This window comes from Lysinibacillus sp. NPDC048646, from assembly GCF_050272295.1.
Classification (GTDB): Bacteria; Bacillota; Bacilli; order Bacillales_A; family Planococcaceae; genus Lysinibacillus.
On sequence record NZ_JBNNLZ010000003.1, the window covers coordinates 1 to 15377 of the forward strand.

Annotated in this window: 18 protein-coding genes and 1 pseudogene; all 19 read right to left on the reverse strand. The window is 37.8% G+C overall.

What is annotated here, in order from left to right:
- Positions 1-81 precede the first annotated feature (81 nt).
- The 19 genes and pseudogenes from ACQKII_RS04525 to ACQKII_RS04615 all read right to left on the reverse strand — a co-directional run bounded on the left by ACQKII_RS04525 (position 82) and on the right by ACQKII_RS04615 (position 15352).
- Positions 82-558, reverse strand: a complete 477-nt coding sequence (locus ACQKII_RS04525; RefSeq protein ID WP_427456774.1) for a hypothetical protein — start codon at positions 556-558, stop codon at positions 82-84.
- A gap of 249 nt (positions 559-807) precedes the next feature.
- Positions 808-1052, reverse strand: a pseudogene (locus ACQKII_RS04530) (IS3 family transposase); the annotation flags it as partial.
- A gap of 310 nt (positions 1053-1362) precedes the next feature.
- Positions 1363-2049 (reverse strand): endonuclease V, encoded by a 687-nt coding sequence (locus ACQKII_RS04535; protein ID WP_427456776.1) that lies wholly within the window; start codon positions 2047-2049, stop codon positions 1363-1365.
- 6 nt (positions 2050-2055) lie between these two features.
- Positions 2056-2511 (reverse strand): toxin-antitoxin system YwqK family antitoxin, encoded by a 456-nt coding sequence (locus ACQKII_RS04540; RefSeq protein WP_427456778.1) that lies wholly within the window; start codon positions 2509-2511, stop codon positions 2056-2058.
- Positions 2501-2908 (reverse strand): YwqJ-related putative deaminase, encoded by a 408-nt coding sequence (locus ACQKII_RS04545; RefSeq protein WP_427457445.1) that lies wholly within the window; start codon positions 2906-2908, stop codon positions 2501-2503. The genes ACQKII_RS04540 and ACQKII_RS04545 overlap by 11 nt, the downstream gene beginning before the upstream one ends.
- Before the next feature lie 41 nt (positions 2909-2949).
- Positions 2950-3201 carry a hypothetical protein gene (locus tag ACQKII_RS04550; RefSeq protein WP_427456780.1) on the reverse strand — a complete coding sequence of 84 codons (252 nt, stop codon included), beginning with the start codon at positions 3199-3201 and terminating at the stop codon, positions 2950-2952.
- A gap of 2 nt (positions 3202-3203) precedes the next feature.
- A complete protein-coding gene (locus ACQKII_RS04555; protein WP_427456782.1) occupies positions 3204-3536 on the reverse strand; it encodes a hypothetical protein in 333 nt (110 codons plus the stop codon).
- A 327-nt stretch (positions 3537-3863) separates the two neighbouring features.
- Complete coding sequence (locus ACQKII_RS04560) at positions 3864-4115, reverse strand: hypothetical protein (RefSeq protein ID WP_427456783.1); 252 nt, start codon at positions 4113-4115, stop codon at positions 3864-3866.
- Between the two features lie 6 nt (positions 4116-4121).
- Positions 4122-5003 (reverse strand): hypothetical protein, encoded by an 882-nt coding sequence (locus ACQKII_RS04565; protein WP_427456785.1) that lies wholly within the window; start codon positions 5001-5003, stop codon positions 4122-4124.
- A 1167-nt stretch (positions 5004-6170) separates the two neighbouring features.
- Complete coding sequence (locus tag ACQKII_RS04570) at positions 6171-6545, reverse strand: hypothetical protein (protein ID WP_427456787.1); 375 nt, start codon at positions 6543-6545, stop codon at positions 6171-6173.
- Between the two features lie 3 nt (positions 6546-6548).
- Positions 6549-7757 (reverse strand): hypothetical protein, encoded by a 1209-nt coding sequence (locus tag ACQKII_RS04575; protein ID WP_427456789.1) that lies wholly within the window; start codon positions 7755-7757, stop codon positions 6549-6551.
- Complete coding sequence (locus tag ACQKII_RS04580; RefSeq protein WP_427456791.1) at positions 7757-9295, reverse strand: contractile injection system protein, VgrG/Pvc8 family; 1539 nt, start codon at positions 9293-9295, stop codon at positions 7757-7759. Before ACQKII_RS04580 ends, ACQKII_RS04575 begins: the two co-directional genes overlap by 1 nt.
- Before the next feature lie 33 nt (positions 9296-9328).
- Complete coding sequence (locus tag ACQKII_RS04585; protein WP_427456793.1) at positions 9329-9736, reverse strand: DUF4280 domain-containing protein; 408 nt, start codon at positions 9734-9736, stop codon at positions 9329-9331.
- 133 nt (positions 9737-9869) lie between these two features.
- Positions 9870-10607: a hypothetical protein gene (locus ACQKII_RS04590; protein ID WP_427456795.1), complete on the reverse strand. Its 738-nt coding sequence runs from the start codon at positions 10605-10607 to the stop codon at positions 9870-9872.
- A 25-nt stretch (positions 10608-10632) separates the two neighbouring features.
- Positions 10633-11208 (reverse strand): serine protease, encoded by a 576-nt coding sequence (locus ACQKII_RS04595; protein WP_427456797.1) that lies wholly within the window; start codon positions 11206-11208, stop codon positions 10633-10635.
- Between the two features lie 26 nt (positions 11209-11234).
- Complete coding sequence (locus tag ACQKII_RS04600) at positions 11235-12365, reverse strand: pentapeptide repeat-containing protein (protein ID WP_427456799.1); 1131 nt, start codon at positions 12363-12365, stop codon at positions 11235-11237.
- A gap of 47 nt (positions 12366-12412) precedes the next feature.
- Positions 12413-13837: a hypothetical protein gene (locus tag ACQKII_RS04605; protein WP_427456801.1), complete on the reverse strand. Its 1425-nt coding sequence runs from the start codon at positions 13835-13837 to the stop codon at positions 12413-12415.
- Positions 13837-14514 carry a hypothetical protein gene (locus ACQKII_RS04610; protein ID WP_427456803.1) on the reverse strand — a complete coding sequence of 226 codons (678 nt, stop codon included), beginning with the start codon at positions 14512-14514 and terminating at the stop codon, positions 13837-13839. Before ACQKII_RS04610 ends, ACQKII_RS04605 begins: the two co-directional genes overlap by 1 nt.
- Positions 14515-14566: 52 nt before the next feature.
- Positions 14567-15352, reverse strand: coding sequence for a DNA and RNA helicase (locus ACQKII_RS04615; RefSeq protein ID WP_427456805.1), 786 nt, complete (start codon positions 15350-15352; stop codon positions 14567-14569).
- Between the last annotated feature and the right edge of the window lie 25 nt (positions 15353-15377).

A 15377-nucleotide genomic window follows, 5' to 3' on the forward strand; every position in this document is an offset into this window, starting at 1 on the left:
ACAGCATCATAAGGTATTTCATTCGTTTTTTTAAGAAATCATTCAATATTCTGCACGTCTATGATTTTTTAAAAATACGTATTATGAAATTGATTCTGTTACCTTCGAAAATGAGAATTTACTTGATCCAATTTCTCCATGAGCCCCTATAAAAAAATCTAAATCTCCACATGGAAATAAGGAATGTTCTCTGACAACTTTATTTGTAGTATCGATAATCGCTTCTGCATATTCGTTTGGTATTCCTAAAAATACAGTATCTGACTTCATTGCAATATTATCAGATAAAATTTCATCTTCTTCCGAACTGATATTTACTCTAATATTAAGATTTTTTATATTTTTAGGCATAAATTTAATGCCTAAGAAAGCATAATTACTCATGTCACGTCTTGAAAGCAAAAGCTCAAGTGCTATGCTAGTAGGCTTAATATACATGGATTTTTCAATATCTATGGAAGTTGTTAACCTATTTATAATCTTGTAATTTAAATCGGGCAAATCATTTACCCATAACTTACCTTTTTTGTTTTGTCCTAAATTAGCTAAAGCAATCATTCGTCCAACCCCCAAAATTTTACCTATTTTTTGCTAAATATGTCTGACATTGATTTAATAACATCAGATGATAAACGCTAAATGGAGAGGCATTATAAATGTGATGTATCATGATCAATTCTTTTTTTCATCATTGTTGATTCAGAAACTTCGGGCACGTATTCGTTTACTTGAAGCTGAATTAACACTGTTAAAAAAGCTAGATGAGATGGAAAGACGGGCAAAGAAACGGCTATTTTAATACCAATTTTTTAAAACCTCAATCTGTTGTTTTAAATAACGGTTTTCCACTTCTAATTTTATTTGTGCATTCTCATATTCAGGACCTTTATTAAACGTATATTGCTTACCAACAGGTTTTTCAAACCGATGCATTTATCCATTTTTATGCCAACTCATCCATGTTTTACTTGCATTTTATTCAGTATATTTAATTCACTTAATACCTGTTTGTTTGTTGATACACCAGCTAATCGCATCTCAATCGCCTTCATTTTTACTTCTTATGGATAACTCACTCTTGTCCCCATAGAAAAAAACACCTTTAATTGAAGTTTAGGTTTCTAAACTCGAATTCAATCGAAGATGCTTTTTTTATTTGTCAATACTTTTGGGGGCAGTTCCGTGTTATTAAACTTTGTTGCTGACCTTTTTTTATTAATATCTGTTTTCAGTTCTGACACCAATACTCTAGTAATTTTTCAAATACTTTTTTAACTGAACATTTCTACCGTTTTACTTTTACATTATATCTTGTTCTACTAATTTCTTCTTTTTTCCTAAAATCTAACAAAATAAGATTTATCAACTAAAAGAAATATATTTTTTTCTCTTACTATGTGTTTCTAAATCTGCATATCTTGTTGTAATCGGCAAACGGCTTTCTTTATTCACAAAGTGTAAGGTAATAGTTTTCGCCGACTCTAAGTCTATCCAATTACCACAAGAAACATAAATCGGTTTCACATCTTTCCTTGTTCTCAACACCATTCCATATACTTCATTTTCCACTTGAATTAATTCAGAAGCTCCTAGCTCATTTTTCGGTTCATCAAATTCAGCTCCGTCAATCTTCAAATAATTTTTAGCCACACCTATGGTAGGTCTATTTAAATAAAACGAAGCATGCGTTGCTATCCCCATATGACAATTGTGCAAGTACCCATTTCCATCAAACATGTACAAATCAGGTACCCTAGTTAATATTTGGACTGCATTTAAAACTAATGGAAGTTCTCTAAACGCTAAATAACCTGAAACATATGGTACATGAATTTCATCAAAGTAATCAACTTTTTCAATGACTTCTCTTGTTTCATAATCTATTACAACAATACAACATACACCGTATTCTTTCTCTTGATTTTTCCAATAAGCAATATCCACCCCTGCAACTAACTTAATATCACCTTTCTGAAAATTGTTTTTCAAAGAGACTTTTGAAATCCATTTGGCTTGTTCTTTTTGAAATTGTTCTTGTAATTCTATCATATTTCCTTAACCAAATTTTCTGACCATCATTTTATCAAATTCTGTAGGTTCTTTTTTTTCTTCTATGATATTACCTTGTTCATCATACTTAGTAAACGTCAAAAGAAATCCGCCACTTCTTTCTTCAAGCAACATAATTGAGCCATTTTCATAATATTCAACTTGCTTTCCTTCTGAAACATTATCAACCATATTATTAATTCTTTTGATATTTCCATTAGGATAGAATTCTACGAATTCTCCTTGCTTTATACCCTCTTTTACAAACATATACGAATCCACATTACCATTTTTAAACAAATCATACGCTAAACCTGTAAATTGTTTTTCATTGTTCTCTCTATCGAACTCAACAATTTCTAAATCATGCATTCCGCCATAAGCCAAATGTTTATCAAAATTAACACCCTGTTCAATAACATACTCTTTTGACAAAACTTTTTCTCTTTTGTTATCTTCCATTTTTCGGCACCTCCGAAATCATTTCAAATCCATCTAACATATAAGCACAATGAGGACAACGATTAAACATCATTCCAGAAGGTTTCGTCTTATTTTGTCCTGTCCGAATTACATTGACTAAAACATCATCTATGCTAGCATTAGGATTTGCTAACAATGCTTTGTTGACAGCATCAACTTCTGCATGCGATGCAAATCCTTTTGTATATTTATAGGAGCTTTTCACACTTTCTGGGGCATTTATAAAAAGTTCTTCTAATTGTGGAGCCCACATAGCTGGTGTATTTCCTTTAACATCATTCAAAGCGTAGTAATATTCACCTGTTTTTTTATCGTAAGCTCCTGCGAAAGCTGGACCTAATTTATTATTACTCGTTGTTTGCTTAAGTTTTTCCAGTTCCTGAACTGTTTCTCCACGTCAAGGAAATTTTTTAGTTACTACGATTCGAAAGCTGTTCTATCAGGAAATACACCACCTTCTTTTACTAAGCAAACTGCCAATCTTTGAGCAGCTCTATCATAATAAAACTTAGTTGGAAAATTGTTATCTGGAATAACTTCTAACTCGGAAAACTTTCTAGTAAATTTATTTAACTCAATTTTCCCCATAATATTTTCATTAGGTCCGAATCTGTAAATCACAGTTTCATTATCTTCATATTCTTTTAGTAATAAAACGTATGAAGCCATCTTTATTCCTCCTCTGGTGGATGCCATGGGCGCCCAGACTCTACTGTTTTATCATGTGCTTTCCTATAGTCCGTTTTAAATATCCCTTCAAATTTTGACTCAAAAAGTTCATGATTTAATAAATCAATATCATTCTTTTTGTGGGTCCCTTTTTGGAGCCTATCCCATGCTTGTGCAATTTCATAATCTGAGTCAAAACGTCCAACTCCATGTTCTTTTATGTGCTCTTTGAACAATAAATGCTCTTTGATTCTTTGTACCCTTTGTTCAGTCATTCCTGTATTTTTAGCAATAGAACTTACATCAGTTTTGGATTTTCTAAAGGATTCGTACATTTCATCTGCTTTATCAAGTCGCTTTAAATACTCATCTACTGAAAGTTCCCTACCACCAGTTTGAACTTTACCCGTACCCTTAGTATCTTTAAAGCTAATACAGTTGCTTTGGTTGCATTTTTACTTTTGGAGATATAATTAAATGAAGCTTTTTTGTAGTGCTCATAAAGGTTACATCTATTCTCATAATTAATGAAAATTTATTCGACTCTGGTTAGCCCCACTAAAAAACCTTGAGAGACATAAAGCCAATCAAGGTTCAAATGCTATGTTATATTTCTTGCATAGCTAAATCTAATAAAAAATTACTAAACTCATTAGCAATTATCAAGATTCTATAGTTGTTCGGTCAACAAAGTTCTGATTCTCTTTAATAATCATTCTCGAAAGACGTCTTCCTGCTCTCTTAAAGAAGAAATCATCAGCAAACTCTTGTGAATCAATTGGTGAAAGCTGATTGATAACCCTATTTTTTTTATCATACTCAATTCGCCCCATTGAATTCTCATTTGGTCCATATTGATAGACTACCCTATCTTCGTTTTCAAACTCCTTTAACATCAATACAAAAACTGCCATGAATCTTCACTCCTCATAGTTTTTCTCCCAATTCCATGGCCTTCCAGATTCTATTGTTTTGTCATGCGCTTTTCTATAGTTAGTCTGGATTATACCTTCAAATTTTGATTCAAAAATTTCGTGATGTAATAATTGTATATCAGAATCTAATTGTATATCAGAATCTAATTGTTTCCCATCCATCAATCTTTGCCATGCTTGAGCCAGTTCGTAGTCCGGGTCAAATCTCCCAACTCCGTGATCCTTTATATGGGAGTTATTAAAGACATGATCTTTAATCCTTTGTACTCTAGTAATAGAAAAGCCAGTATTATTAGCAATAGCATTCACGTCTTCTGTTCCTAAACCCCTAAATTTTTCATACATTTCTTCTGCAATAGCTTCTTCCTTGAAGATCTGCTCAGGGGATATATTTCTTCCGCCCGATTCAGCATAATGTATAGAATTACCCGTACCCTTAGTCCCTTTAGCTCCCTTTATTAGTGAGCCAGCACCTTTTGTACCAGCGACTGTAGTAACAGTGGTTAATTTTGCACTAGTTAACCAGTATGATCTCGAATAGGCATTTCCATTGAGCACATCTTTCTCATAAGAGTCTTTTATTGAATTTCCTATCCCTTTTGCTGTTTCAATTGGATGGGAAACTGCGTACCCTAGATTTTTTAATACACCAATTGGATTGGTAACTAGTTCTTTTAAATCGCCATAGGTATTTTTCACAACATCTACGGTTGCGTCCAACATTCCTTTATGTTTTTGAGCAAATTGTAAACCTTTATTCAATCCTAGCAGTACCAATTTCTCTTTATTGGACATGTCCTTAGTAGGCTTTGGAAGCTTGATTTTATCTAACGACTTATAGACAACTACGGCTTCTTTTACCGTCACTTTTACTTCCTTTATGGCTTGCTTAGTTTGGTTATAGACTTTTTGGGCCTGTTGACCAACCTGTTGAGTCTTCTTAGCCGCTTGTTTGCCCCACTAATCTATAACAAATTTATCTATCGAAACCTTTATTTCCATCGCCTGTTCTTCCCCTTGTATGCTAGTACTTGTATTAAATTTAACACTTAGTACACTAATTAAATAATCGTAATCTTTTCAATTTACGTATTTAAACATGCAAAAAAGCACTTGTCGCCTGTTATAGACAATCAAGTGCTTTAGGTTTATATATTTTCTAAGTTTATTAATATATTTGAAAGTTTTATAAGTTATTTTTATATCGACAGTATGACATCTTTTATACTACTTGGCAAGTGTAACGTTTAAACCCTTTAGTTTGTTTAATCTCGTGTGTTGTTACTTATAACATCCATAAGTGGCCCTTGTAAGTAAAATGTCATCTCGCCTATTCTCGCTCTTATTACATTAGTATTAAAATAACATCTCTTGATGGCCTGCCTTCATGAGTTATTAATTCAAATTCAAGGATTTTTTAACTGTAAACAAGTTAAAAATGCATCTGTGATATTTTACCTTTTACTTATCGCTGGGAGCTTTTTCATTCTCGTTAGTTTATTGTTTATCCAATAAGTTTATAGTTCCCACATAAAAAATGTCATCTCGCCTACTTCTCGTTTCATTCATTTAATGCAAGTTTTTAAAACTCCAACAGCATTGTCTAGTGTAGATTCAAGGTCTACCACTTCTCCCGATGTATTGGACACTACTCTGATACCTGTGTTGCCTTCAAAGACGAAACAGCTGAACCACATGTCTTTGCGATCATGGAGATGTGTTTATCTGCTGCAAAGATACTATTGTCATTGGATTTAATAGATAGTGGATGCTTTCTATGCACCTCACCTTTTCTTTATAACTTGTCCACATATATTTTTTCTATTTTGAAGACAAAAGGAAATTTGCTTTCGTTCATTTTAAAACCAATAATACAAGAAAAACACCTAATAGTTTCATAGAGGTTACTAGATTTCGTATGAAACTGACCTCTAGATCATCAACATTATTTTGACCCGTCTATTCACCCTCAAAAGCTATTTAATTTAATATCGGGTTATGTTTAATAGGTTTCATTAAAAACTTCACCTTGTTTTAATAGATATCTAACCTTTGACAACAAAAGCTTATAAAATCACCTTCATTTATATCTCCTGGTAACAAATTGTTATCCAATTCTAATAATAGTTTACCTAATTTCACTTTTTCATAATCTTTATCAATTAATTTCCCTATAAATCTATAGGCAAAATGATCATCTAATTTTTCAATACTATATTCTTTTCTTTCAGCTATCATAAGATTCGAGACATTTAAACAGTAAATTGGACCTATTAATTCACTCTCTTTCAAGTAATTTAATGGTTGTGCAAAACACATTATTTCAAATTTCCCATCTGTTACAACTACTTCAGCTTCTAAAGCTTCTTGTGAAATCCAATTTATTTTTTTTATTTTCAATGTATCCACCCTTTACTTCTTCTTTGTTTCAATACCTAAACTTGGTGCTTTTTTAGCAAGTTCTTTAACCGACTTTATATGGAACGTGGTTATATTTCCTGTATTTCTATCTAGCCCAACCAATCCGTATTTTGCACTTCCTTTACCACCAACAAGCTTCACATATGCATTCAGTTCTGGTACATATTGTCCTGTCTGAATAACATGATTAGCATCTTCAATATAAGTCTTTAAATTGTATTGGTTTTTACCCATTGCATCCATTATCTCTTTACTATGCTTTTCATAATGTATTATAGCTTCATCACCTTTGAATTTGATAAGTTTACCCGTACCCTTATCAAGATTCTTCACATACTCGCCAAGTTGCTCTTTTTCTTTCTGAGTGGCTTTTTGGGCATCCTTCCCCTTGTTTGCGTTTTTAGTGACATCCTGAGCAGCTCCCAAACCTTTTTCCATATCTTTTAAGGCTTCCGCCACTTTTTTCCCTTTTCCCGCCTTCCCAAAAGGGCTGAGTGCCGATAACGTTGCTTCACTTTGTTCTCGAAATGTCGCGTTTGGATTCGCTAGTGTGACAAAATCTTCGATAAACATTTTGTAACCAAATACTGCATATGGGGCTAAACCATCTGGATTTACTGTAGATGGAGCACTCAGAACTTTACGCATGTCCTGTAAAGTTGTCAGTGGATTGCCATCGTTAACTGAATACTTGTTTCCTATTGGTCCAACCGTCTTTCGGTCTTTAAGGTACTCGTCAAAGAATTTATTTAATTCTTCTTCCCCTTCAATTTTATGACCAACTTTTTTGGATACTTTTTCTACCTTGGCTTTCGAAGATTTTAATGGTACTACTGTCTCTTTCACCTTCGTTTTTACTTCCTTCACGGCTTGTTTTACTTGGGTATAGGTTTTCTTTGCCGCCTGCTTGGTCGCGAGCACAGCTTTCTTCGCGGTACTTTTTATCCGCCTGACCATTTTACTCTTCGATAGATTATTTTTAAGCTTCCTGGCTTTTGTAAATACTTTCCCAATCTTTTTCTTGAGCTTTTTCTTCGCCTTTTTGAGCGCTTTTTTCAGTTTCTTTTTCGTATTTTTGATTTTCTTTTTTACAGACTTGGCGGCATTTTTGACTTTGCCGACAGCTGGGATACTCCCAAGAAAACTGCCTATTGTTCCGAAGAAGCCCTTGCCTTTCCCACCTTTCCCTTTCTTCGCCATTAAGCACCACCCCCTGCGAGGGGAATCATGCCCATGACGTCGAGAGCGGATTCAAGGTCATCTCCGTTACCCTCTTCGGATGCACTTGATGCCGGAACAGCGGCCTTGATGGAACCCTCCATTTCGACAACTTGTCCCTGCATATCCGTAATGCCATCGAGGACGATACTGCTGGAACCACAGGTCAAACGCATGGATTCTGTGGCGCTTATGGCGATGGTTTTACCCGCAAAGGTGATATTGTCATTGGCTTTTAGGGTAAGCGGATGGTTACTATGCACCTCAATACCACTGTCCTGGTTTAACTGCAGGAAAACGGCGCCTTCCTTGGCGGTAAAGCTCACAGATTGTGGGTCGATTTTCATGTCTTTGCCTTTTGGTGTGCCCCAATAAGCCGTTTTTGGATCGGCTATTTTAGGGTTGGCATCGCCGCCTTTGCGAACACTGTGACGAACGACTGCTGTTTCCTCTCGATGATTCGGGAAGGCCAGGTGGACGCTATCGCCGATTTCCGGTGGACTGTAAAAACCGCTATGTCCCTCCGCTGTATACGGCGTAGCGAGTGAAAACCATGTGGCTTCTTCCTTGTTTTGCGCCTCATCAATCGCTAGATGCAGTCGCACTTGATCCTTCTTTACCTCTAAGACGGTCCCCTCAATCGCTGTGCCTGGAAGTGAGGGAATGCTGAGTCTCCCTTGACGAATGCCTGCCTCCGATAACAAATGGTATTCATAGCTAAGAACACCTCGTTGCATGCGGGCAATTGACTTTGCCACGACTAGCTCCTTGTTTTGGATTAGGACACGGTCACCGAGTGCTAATGTTTTTTTCGATTCAATTATATACGATACCGTATCTCGCTCCTCCATTGGTCGTTCGGTGTCATTGTGTAGCGTATGTAAATAGATGGAGCGATCCTTAGCGATGGTATAGCTAGTAGCGGACAGCTTTTCTACTTGTCCTTCCGGCAGACCAAACCACAGCTTGGGCGTATCGGCATCTACTGCGGGTACCAGTACCGTGCGAAAATGAGAGGCCATACGCTGTAAGAATTGCCAGTCTGTCTCCTTATATTGTAATATAAACTGCTTGATAGGAGTAGCCTTTGACGCCGTATCTATGACGTCCGCTCCGGGATGAGCAGCAAGCACTTGCTCAAGCATTTTACTATACGTCAGCTTATCGTGCTGGAAGGAACGCGCATTTCGTTTACAATCTAACGTGAATGTTGCCGACACAGCTTCAAGTTCGATTTGATAGACGCCTCTTACCATACGCACCACCACTTCGGTTACTTGTCCCTTAAAAAGTGGGCGCACGCGCTGGCCATTGTTCTTTTGGTAGAGCTCTATACGATCTGCACTACTAGCTAGCTGCAGACAGCTATCTTTCTTTTCCTCGGGGATGATTCCCGTAATGGATAACCTTGCATGGTCATTAACGGTTTGTATCAGGCTGATATCATGCAACGTCTGGACTTCATAGGGGGATACGAGATCGAGTTCTCCGTACCCAATCACTTCCTCATACGTCTTCACATGAATTCCCTTCTTTCCGCAGGGGATGGCGGCTTATTCCTGACCGTCATCTTCTACTTTAATGGTCCCGCAATAGAGGCACATATTGATAGATTGATTGATGAGTGCGGGGGATTTCTCAATCAACTGATCTGCTTTGCCATTAATCCATGGCATCGTGATAACAGGTGTGCAGGGCATTGGTGTCAGGACACCGTTATTCGCTGCTGTAGCGGCTGCGACCGTTGGATTGGATAATGTTTGGCATAAGCCAAAGGGTTGAATATTGACACCCGGTTTAAAATCCATCGTATTCATCTGTGCCTTGTTCTTCACGTAAACGCCGTGGCTCATGGGCATCTGTAAACTACTTGTTTGATCTCCCTGAGAGCATGATAATTTGGCGCCTGCTACTACATAGCTGCGCTGCTCGTCGCCCTTTGTTTGCATTTCGTCTGCCATCGAGAACCTTCCTTTCTATATGAATCGTGCATTCGCGTCCGTTTGAAGTGTTTCTTTACTTGCATAACAAACAGAACTCAAACGTGTGGAGTGAATGCCTAGACTTTGATTAGAAAATTTATAGTGCCTTGTATCAGAACATTAGAATTTCTTCTTTTTTCTCTTGTCCTTCCTCAAACAACTCTGTATAAATAACTTTTTTCTCGCTATCCTCTAGCTGACCAATTGAAATTTGTAACACCTGTTTTGTATTTTCTCCACCCATACGATAGAAGTGACCGTTCCATCTGCCTGTAATTTTTTGCGCATCAGAAGCTACGATTTCCTCTATATATGTTAAGTCACCTAGATCGCTTGTTAGCGTGTTGCCATCTGCGCTAATTGTCAGTTCTTTGACAATGGAAGCTGTAGGGTTTTGTACTGTTGGCTGTTCATCAGCTGTTGTAATGGTAATGTCGCTTTCACCAACTTTTCCAAGTTGGAAGTGCTGATCTGCCTCTAGTAAAAACTTGTACTCATCTTCTGTAATGCCTAGTTTTTCATCGTAGGGCAGAATCTCACCTTCAGCTAAGCCACTTACTGTTTCTAAATACCAGGCTTCATTTTTTGCAAGAGACGCTTGCATAGTTTGTGATATTTTTTCCATCTTTTCATTTAAATCTGCAGGTAGACCGATTGCCATAACATCAGCTTTGTAAGACCCTTCTGCAAAAATTTTAGCGAGATTCGCTTTGCTATTATCTACTTTTTCTTTAGCTGCGCTTTCCTGTCCAGCTACTTCCTCTTTTTTCTCAGCTTTTTCAGCTTCATGTGATCCACAGCCTGCTAGTACTAATGCTGCGAACATAACTGAAATCCATTTACTTTTCATGATTACTTCTCTCCAAATCTAGTCTTTATGATGGTTTTACTGCAATCTGTTCCTTGCTAAACGTCTCTCTCCATGTCCCCTCGGTTTGCACCTTTAGCAAGCGCATGCCTCGAAAAGCTCGGCGCAGTATGCTTTCTGCTAGCTCGATATTAATGATGAGATAATCCTCTTTAATGCCCGCAACTTTAAAGATGGTATACGGAGCAGCTAGCGCCTCATCGATAACAAGCTTTTTTAAAGTTCCATCTAGGTGGAACTCTGTTTGAGCTGAAAGACAAGCCACTTGTGGTGGAATGATGAGCCAATATAACACCTGTTTTAACTTGGCCTGTTCCATTAAAATTACCGGTTTGAATGGTAGTCGAGGTTCGTATTTTTCGACTAATTGTTTAACAGGGTCTGCTAATAGCGCAATAGGCTTCGCGATAAAATCGATATAGTCAATGTCATTCTTATTTAAAACGGGGAATTGACGATCAATGTCCTCCAACTCCTCCATTCTTTCCACTGTCAATAATTCTTTCTTGATGACTTGGGCTATACCAATTGGTTCTACAGCATTCGAGATACGATCATCCTGGGATAGAATAAAATAGTTCATCTTCTATAGGCTCCTTTTTACAACATCTACTTCCAAATGACATTTGCGGCTTGAAACGGATCAAGCTTAAGATGCTCCCGTGCTTCCTGCGAGAATATAGCCCCCTCTAAATTCGCGCCTGCAAAATCAGTATTTTTTAGCTTCGCGCCGATAAAACAAGCCCCTCGTAAATTAGCCAACTCGAAGTTCGCCCCTTCTAGATTGGCTCCCGTAAAGCGTACTGGAAGATAACCTGGCATTTCCCACTTCTCTCGATTAGCAAGACCGCTTGCCCCTTGCACCTGTTGGAAATTAGCCCCTTGAAGCTGGCTATGGCTGAAATCCGCTTCATGGATCGCGCTAAAGCTCAAATCTGCTGCCATCAGCTGACTAGCATTTAAGTTAGCGCCAATCAGCAGACTACCTCGCATGTGGCTATGCGATAAATTGGTTTTTTTGAAAAATGCATAGCGAACATCAAGGCTTTCATAGTTGCCTGCGGATAGATCTAAATTGTTAAAGACCTCATACGGATATTCGTCCTCTAGTTTTTGGTCGAGCCAAGCCTTGATTTCTTCCGTATCTTTCTTGGAGAAATCATCACTATAAACAACTTCATTTATATCCATATACTCGCCGATACGAATTTCAACAGTTTCAGCTCTTTCAAGTGCTAAGTATTGTGGGCATCTGATGATGTCAGGCAGTGCATACCTTGCAAGGCTAATGACATACTGATGAAAAAGAGTGGCTTCCTGTAACTTGATGCGCTCTATCTCTGCCTGTGTAATCGCGCCCATGAATGTTTTGCTGTACATAGTTAGCTCTTCTAAGAATTGCTCTAAAAAACGAAATGCCCAGTTTGCATCATAGCTAGCTAAAATAGGGTGTAGGTCAAAAAACCATTCTTCATCTGTGCCCTCCACTAGGTAGCGATGCTGCCCCTCTAGAAGTTCTGTTCGTAGCATGGAAAAAGTGATATGTCCGATTGGCCCCTTTTGTTGCTTGGTTTGTTGTTGATGTAACTGTAGACAAATGTTTTGAAAAGATTTTTGAAAGTCTTCTGCAAGCTCATCTTTAGAGGCTTGAAAAAAATCTTCTAATGCCAATAAATACTTCAATCGTCTTTTTTCTACTTCGGTTTCATAAAAATGCTGTAAAATTTCCTGTGCTTGCATATCCGTCTCCTGCTTTCTTTTTCTTCAGAACGTCTCCCATATGGCTGTTAATTGGCCTTGACTTCTTTCCCGAAAATCTGGACATTGCCGTCCATCGTTATTTTACTTTCTTTGCATTTTAATGAAATTTCTTCCTCCGCAGACAAAAGAATTTTCTTACTGGCATTGACAGAAATATCTGCGGCTGAAATGAGTTTAATTTCCTTCTTGCTAAAAATCTCGATGCCGCTTTCTTCATTTAATCGGATAAAAATATCGCCATCCTGTGCCGTAATGACAATTTCGCTTGGGCTCATCTTAATTTCTTTACCAAAGGCCGTTCGATAGTATTTAGTGGAAGGATCATCGAGCTTATTCGTCGCACTACTATCTAAATTTTTGCGAACTGAGCTACTTGCAAGTCCCTCTTCTTCTTTATTGCTTGGGAAATATACATGGACATAATCATTGATTTCAGGCATACAATACCAGCCGCTATGCCCCTCAGCTGTATAGCCAGTCGAGTACAAGAACCAATGTGCTTTTTCTTTATCTTGTTTTTCATCGATAGTTAGATGGACCTTGATATGATCCTTGGCCACCTCAAGCACTTTACCCTCAATGGACAGACCAGAAATAGCTTGATTAAAGATTTCGCTTTTGTTCATGCCCTTTTTTGTTGAAAGGCTATAAATATGTTTTAGCAGCCCATCCTTCATGGACGTTGATGCTTCAGCTACATAGAGGGTTTGTTCATTAAACGACACATGATCCCCAATATTGAAAACTTTGTCCGTCTCCACCTCATAGTAAAGAAAATCATTTTCTTCCATACCTTCATTACCGTTCTCTGTATAGAGGAGATAGTCTGCTAGTTTTTTTCTTGTTGTATAGTGATAGTCTTCAAGCTTACCTTTAGCACTACCAGCAGGAACACCAAAATGAAACTTCGGTTTATCGAAGGTCGCCGCAGGTACTAACCCCGTATTAAAACGAGAGGCAAGCCGTTGTAAAAATTGCCAATCTGTTTCTCGATACTGCATGGTAAATTTGTCTAATTTACCGCCTTTTGTTGCTTCATCAATAATATCGAGGCCAGGGTAAGCGGGACTCATTAGTTGGAACAAGGATGAGTAGGTCATATCTTTGTGCTGATAGGAGCGACTTTTCGTTTTAATATCAAGTTGATAGCTGTTTGAGGCAGCCTCAACTTCTAGATAGTAAATATCTCGAACCGCTCTCACTTTTATGCTTAATATCACACCTTTAAATAAAGGAATGGGATTTCCTTGATGATCCAATTGATTGACTGTAATGGCTGCGTTGGCTTCCGTCATTTCGACGTATTTATCTCTAATCTCCTCAGGCACAATACCAGTAAAGCGTAATGTGGCATGCTCATTCATTTTCTTTGTCACTGTAAGCTCTTGGAGACTGACTAGCTCAAAGGGTAAGACCTGTAAATTGTGATACGCTGTAACGGATACGCTCATCACCGTGCCCCTCCATTCATTCCATTAGGAGTAAATTGTAAGGTTTCCATCATCGCCCTCGCAATAGGACGCCAATCCTCAAGATCCTCCTCCATACAATTGAAGGTACCAATGAGCGCTTGTCCATCCATAGAAGCAAAGAACATTAAATTAAAAATATCGCCATCTATAGCAGGTGTAATCACTTCGATGAAGCCAATTGTTTTGTCATTAATTTCTGTCACATCTGTGTCTAACCATTCTGCTGATGGCTGAGCTTGTTCGAGAACGTCAATCATGTTTTCTTGAAACTCAGCAACCCCTGCTTCTGTTAAAGCATGTGGTGTCATGTTGAAGGCTAGATTGATCGTTGTCGATTCATCTGTATAAATAATATTCGGCCTACGTTCCGAAGGGTATTTGAGAGATGCCAATTCAGGTGACATGATGGAAAATAGCTTGGGCATTCGTAACGTAATTTTCCCATCCAATATAGGTTGGTCGATGACTGGAACATCTTCGCCATCTATATTTACAAAGTCCTGGTAAAGGTCAATTGCTTGTAACTCCTGCTGTTCCTCCTGTTGAGGTTCCGGCTCATTTTCTTGTAAAGCCGCTTCCTTCTGGGCTAATTCATGCTTTTCTTGTTCCCGCATTTCATTTCTCAGTGCAAGTATCTTTTCATCTAAAAATTTCAACCTGTTTCACCTTCCCTTTCTTGAACGTATTATCACTAACAGACTTTCATTATTAGTCGACAATCATGCGCTTTGGGCGTCCTAGAGTCTGTCCTGCCTGACGACTACCGCCCTTTGCTTCCACCAAAATACGACTTAAATATTTATGAATTTGTACATTTGTATACGCTTGGTCTTCCAACCCTAGTCGATTGCTTACATAAAAGTCGATGACATCCCGTTGCACACGGTCATGATTTAAACATTCCAGCGCAAATGCTATATCATAGGCATTAGAGGGTCTATTTTTTAAAAGCTCGCGCGCAAAAAATTGTAAAATGATTGGATGAGATGTACTTTTTTGTACACCTGCATACTGACAGTGAATAAAATTGACCGTATTATATTCAGTAGCTAAATCGTGAAAATCGACATGTTTTGAACGAAGTCGAGCCCCTGGTTTTAATTTAAAGCGACCTAATTCCAGCTCATTTTCAGCCAATTTCCCCGAATCATCTAGAATGATTTGCGTTGTGAAAGATGTAAAGTCTAATTCGTTTACTTCGTCAGCAAATCTTATTTTCAGCATCGTTTCATGCCCTGTTGCATGATAGGGCAGCTCATAATCTGAATGGAGTATATAGAGATGATCGTTATACTTGACAATTCCCTGGGTAATAATGAGGGACGTTTCAGCTACAAGGACATTTACCCCGGTGATAATGCCATTTGAGTAGTCCTTAAAATACAAATCAAGAAAGTCTCTTGGATAATCACGAAGATTCTCAAGCATTTCTCGTTTTAAAATTCTTCCTTTTTGGAAATGCGGATACTGATTGGCAAACACTCTGTCGTTCACCCCTCTCCTCTATGTCAATATTGAT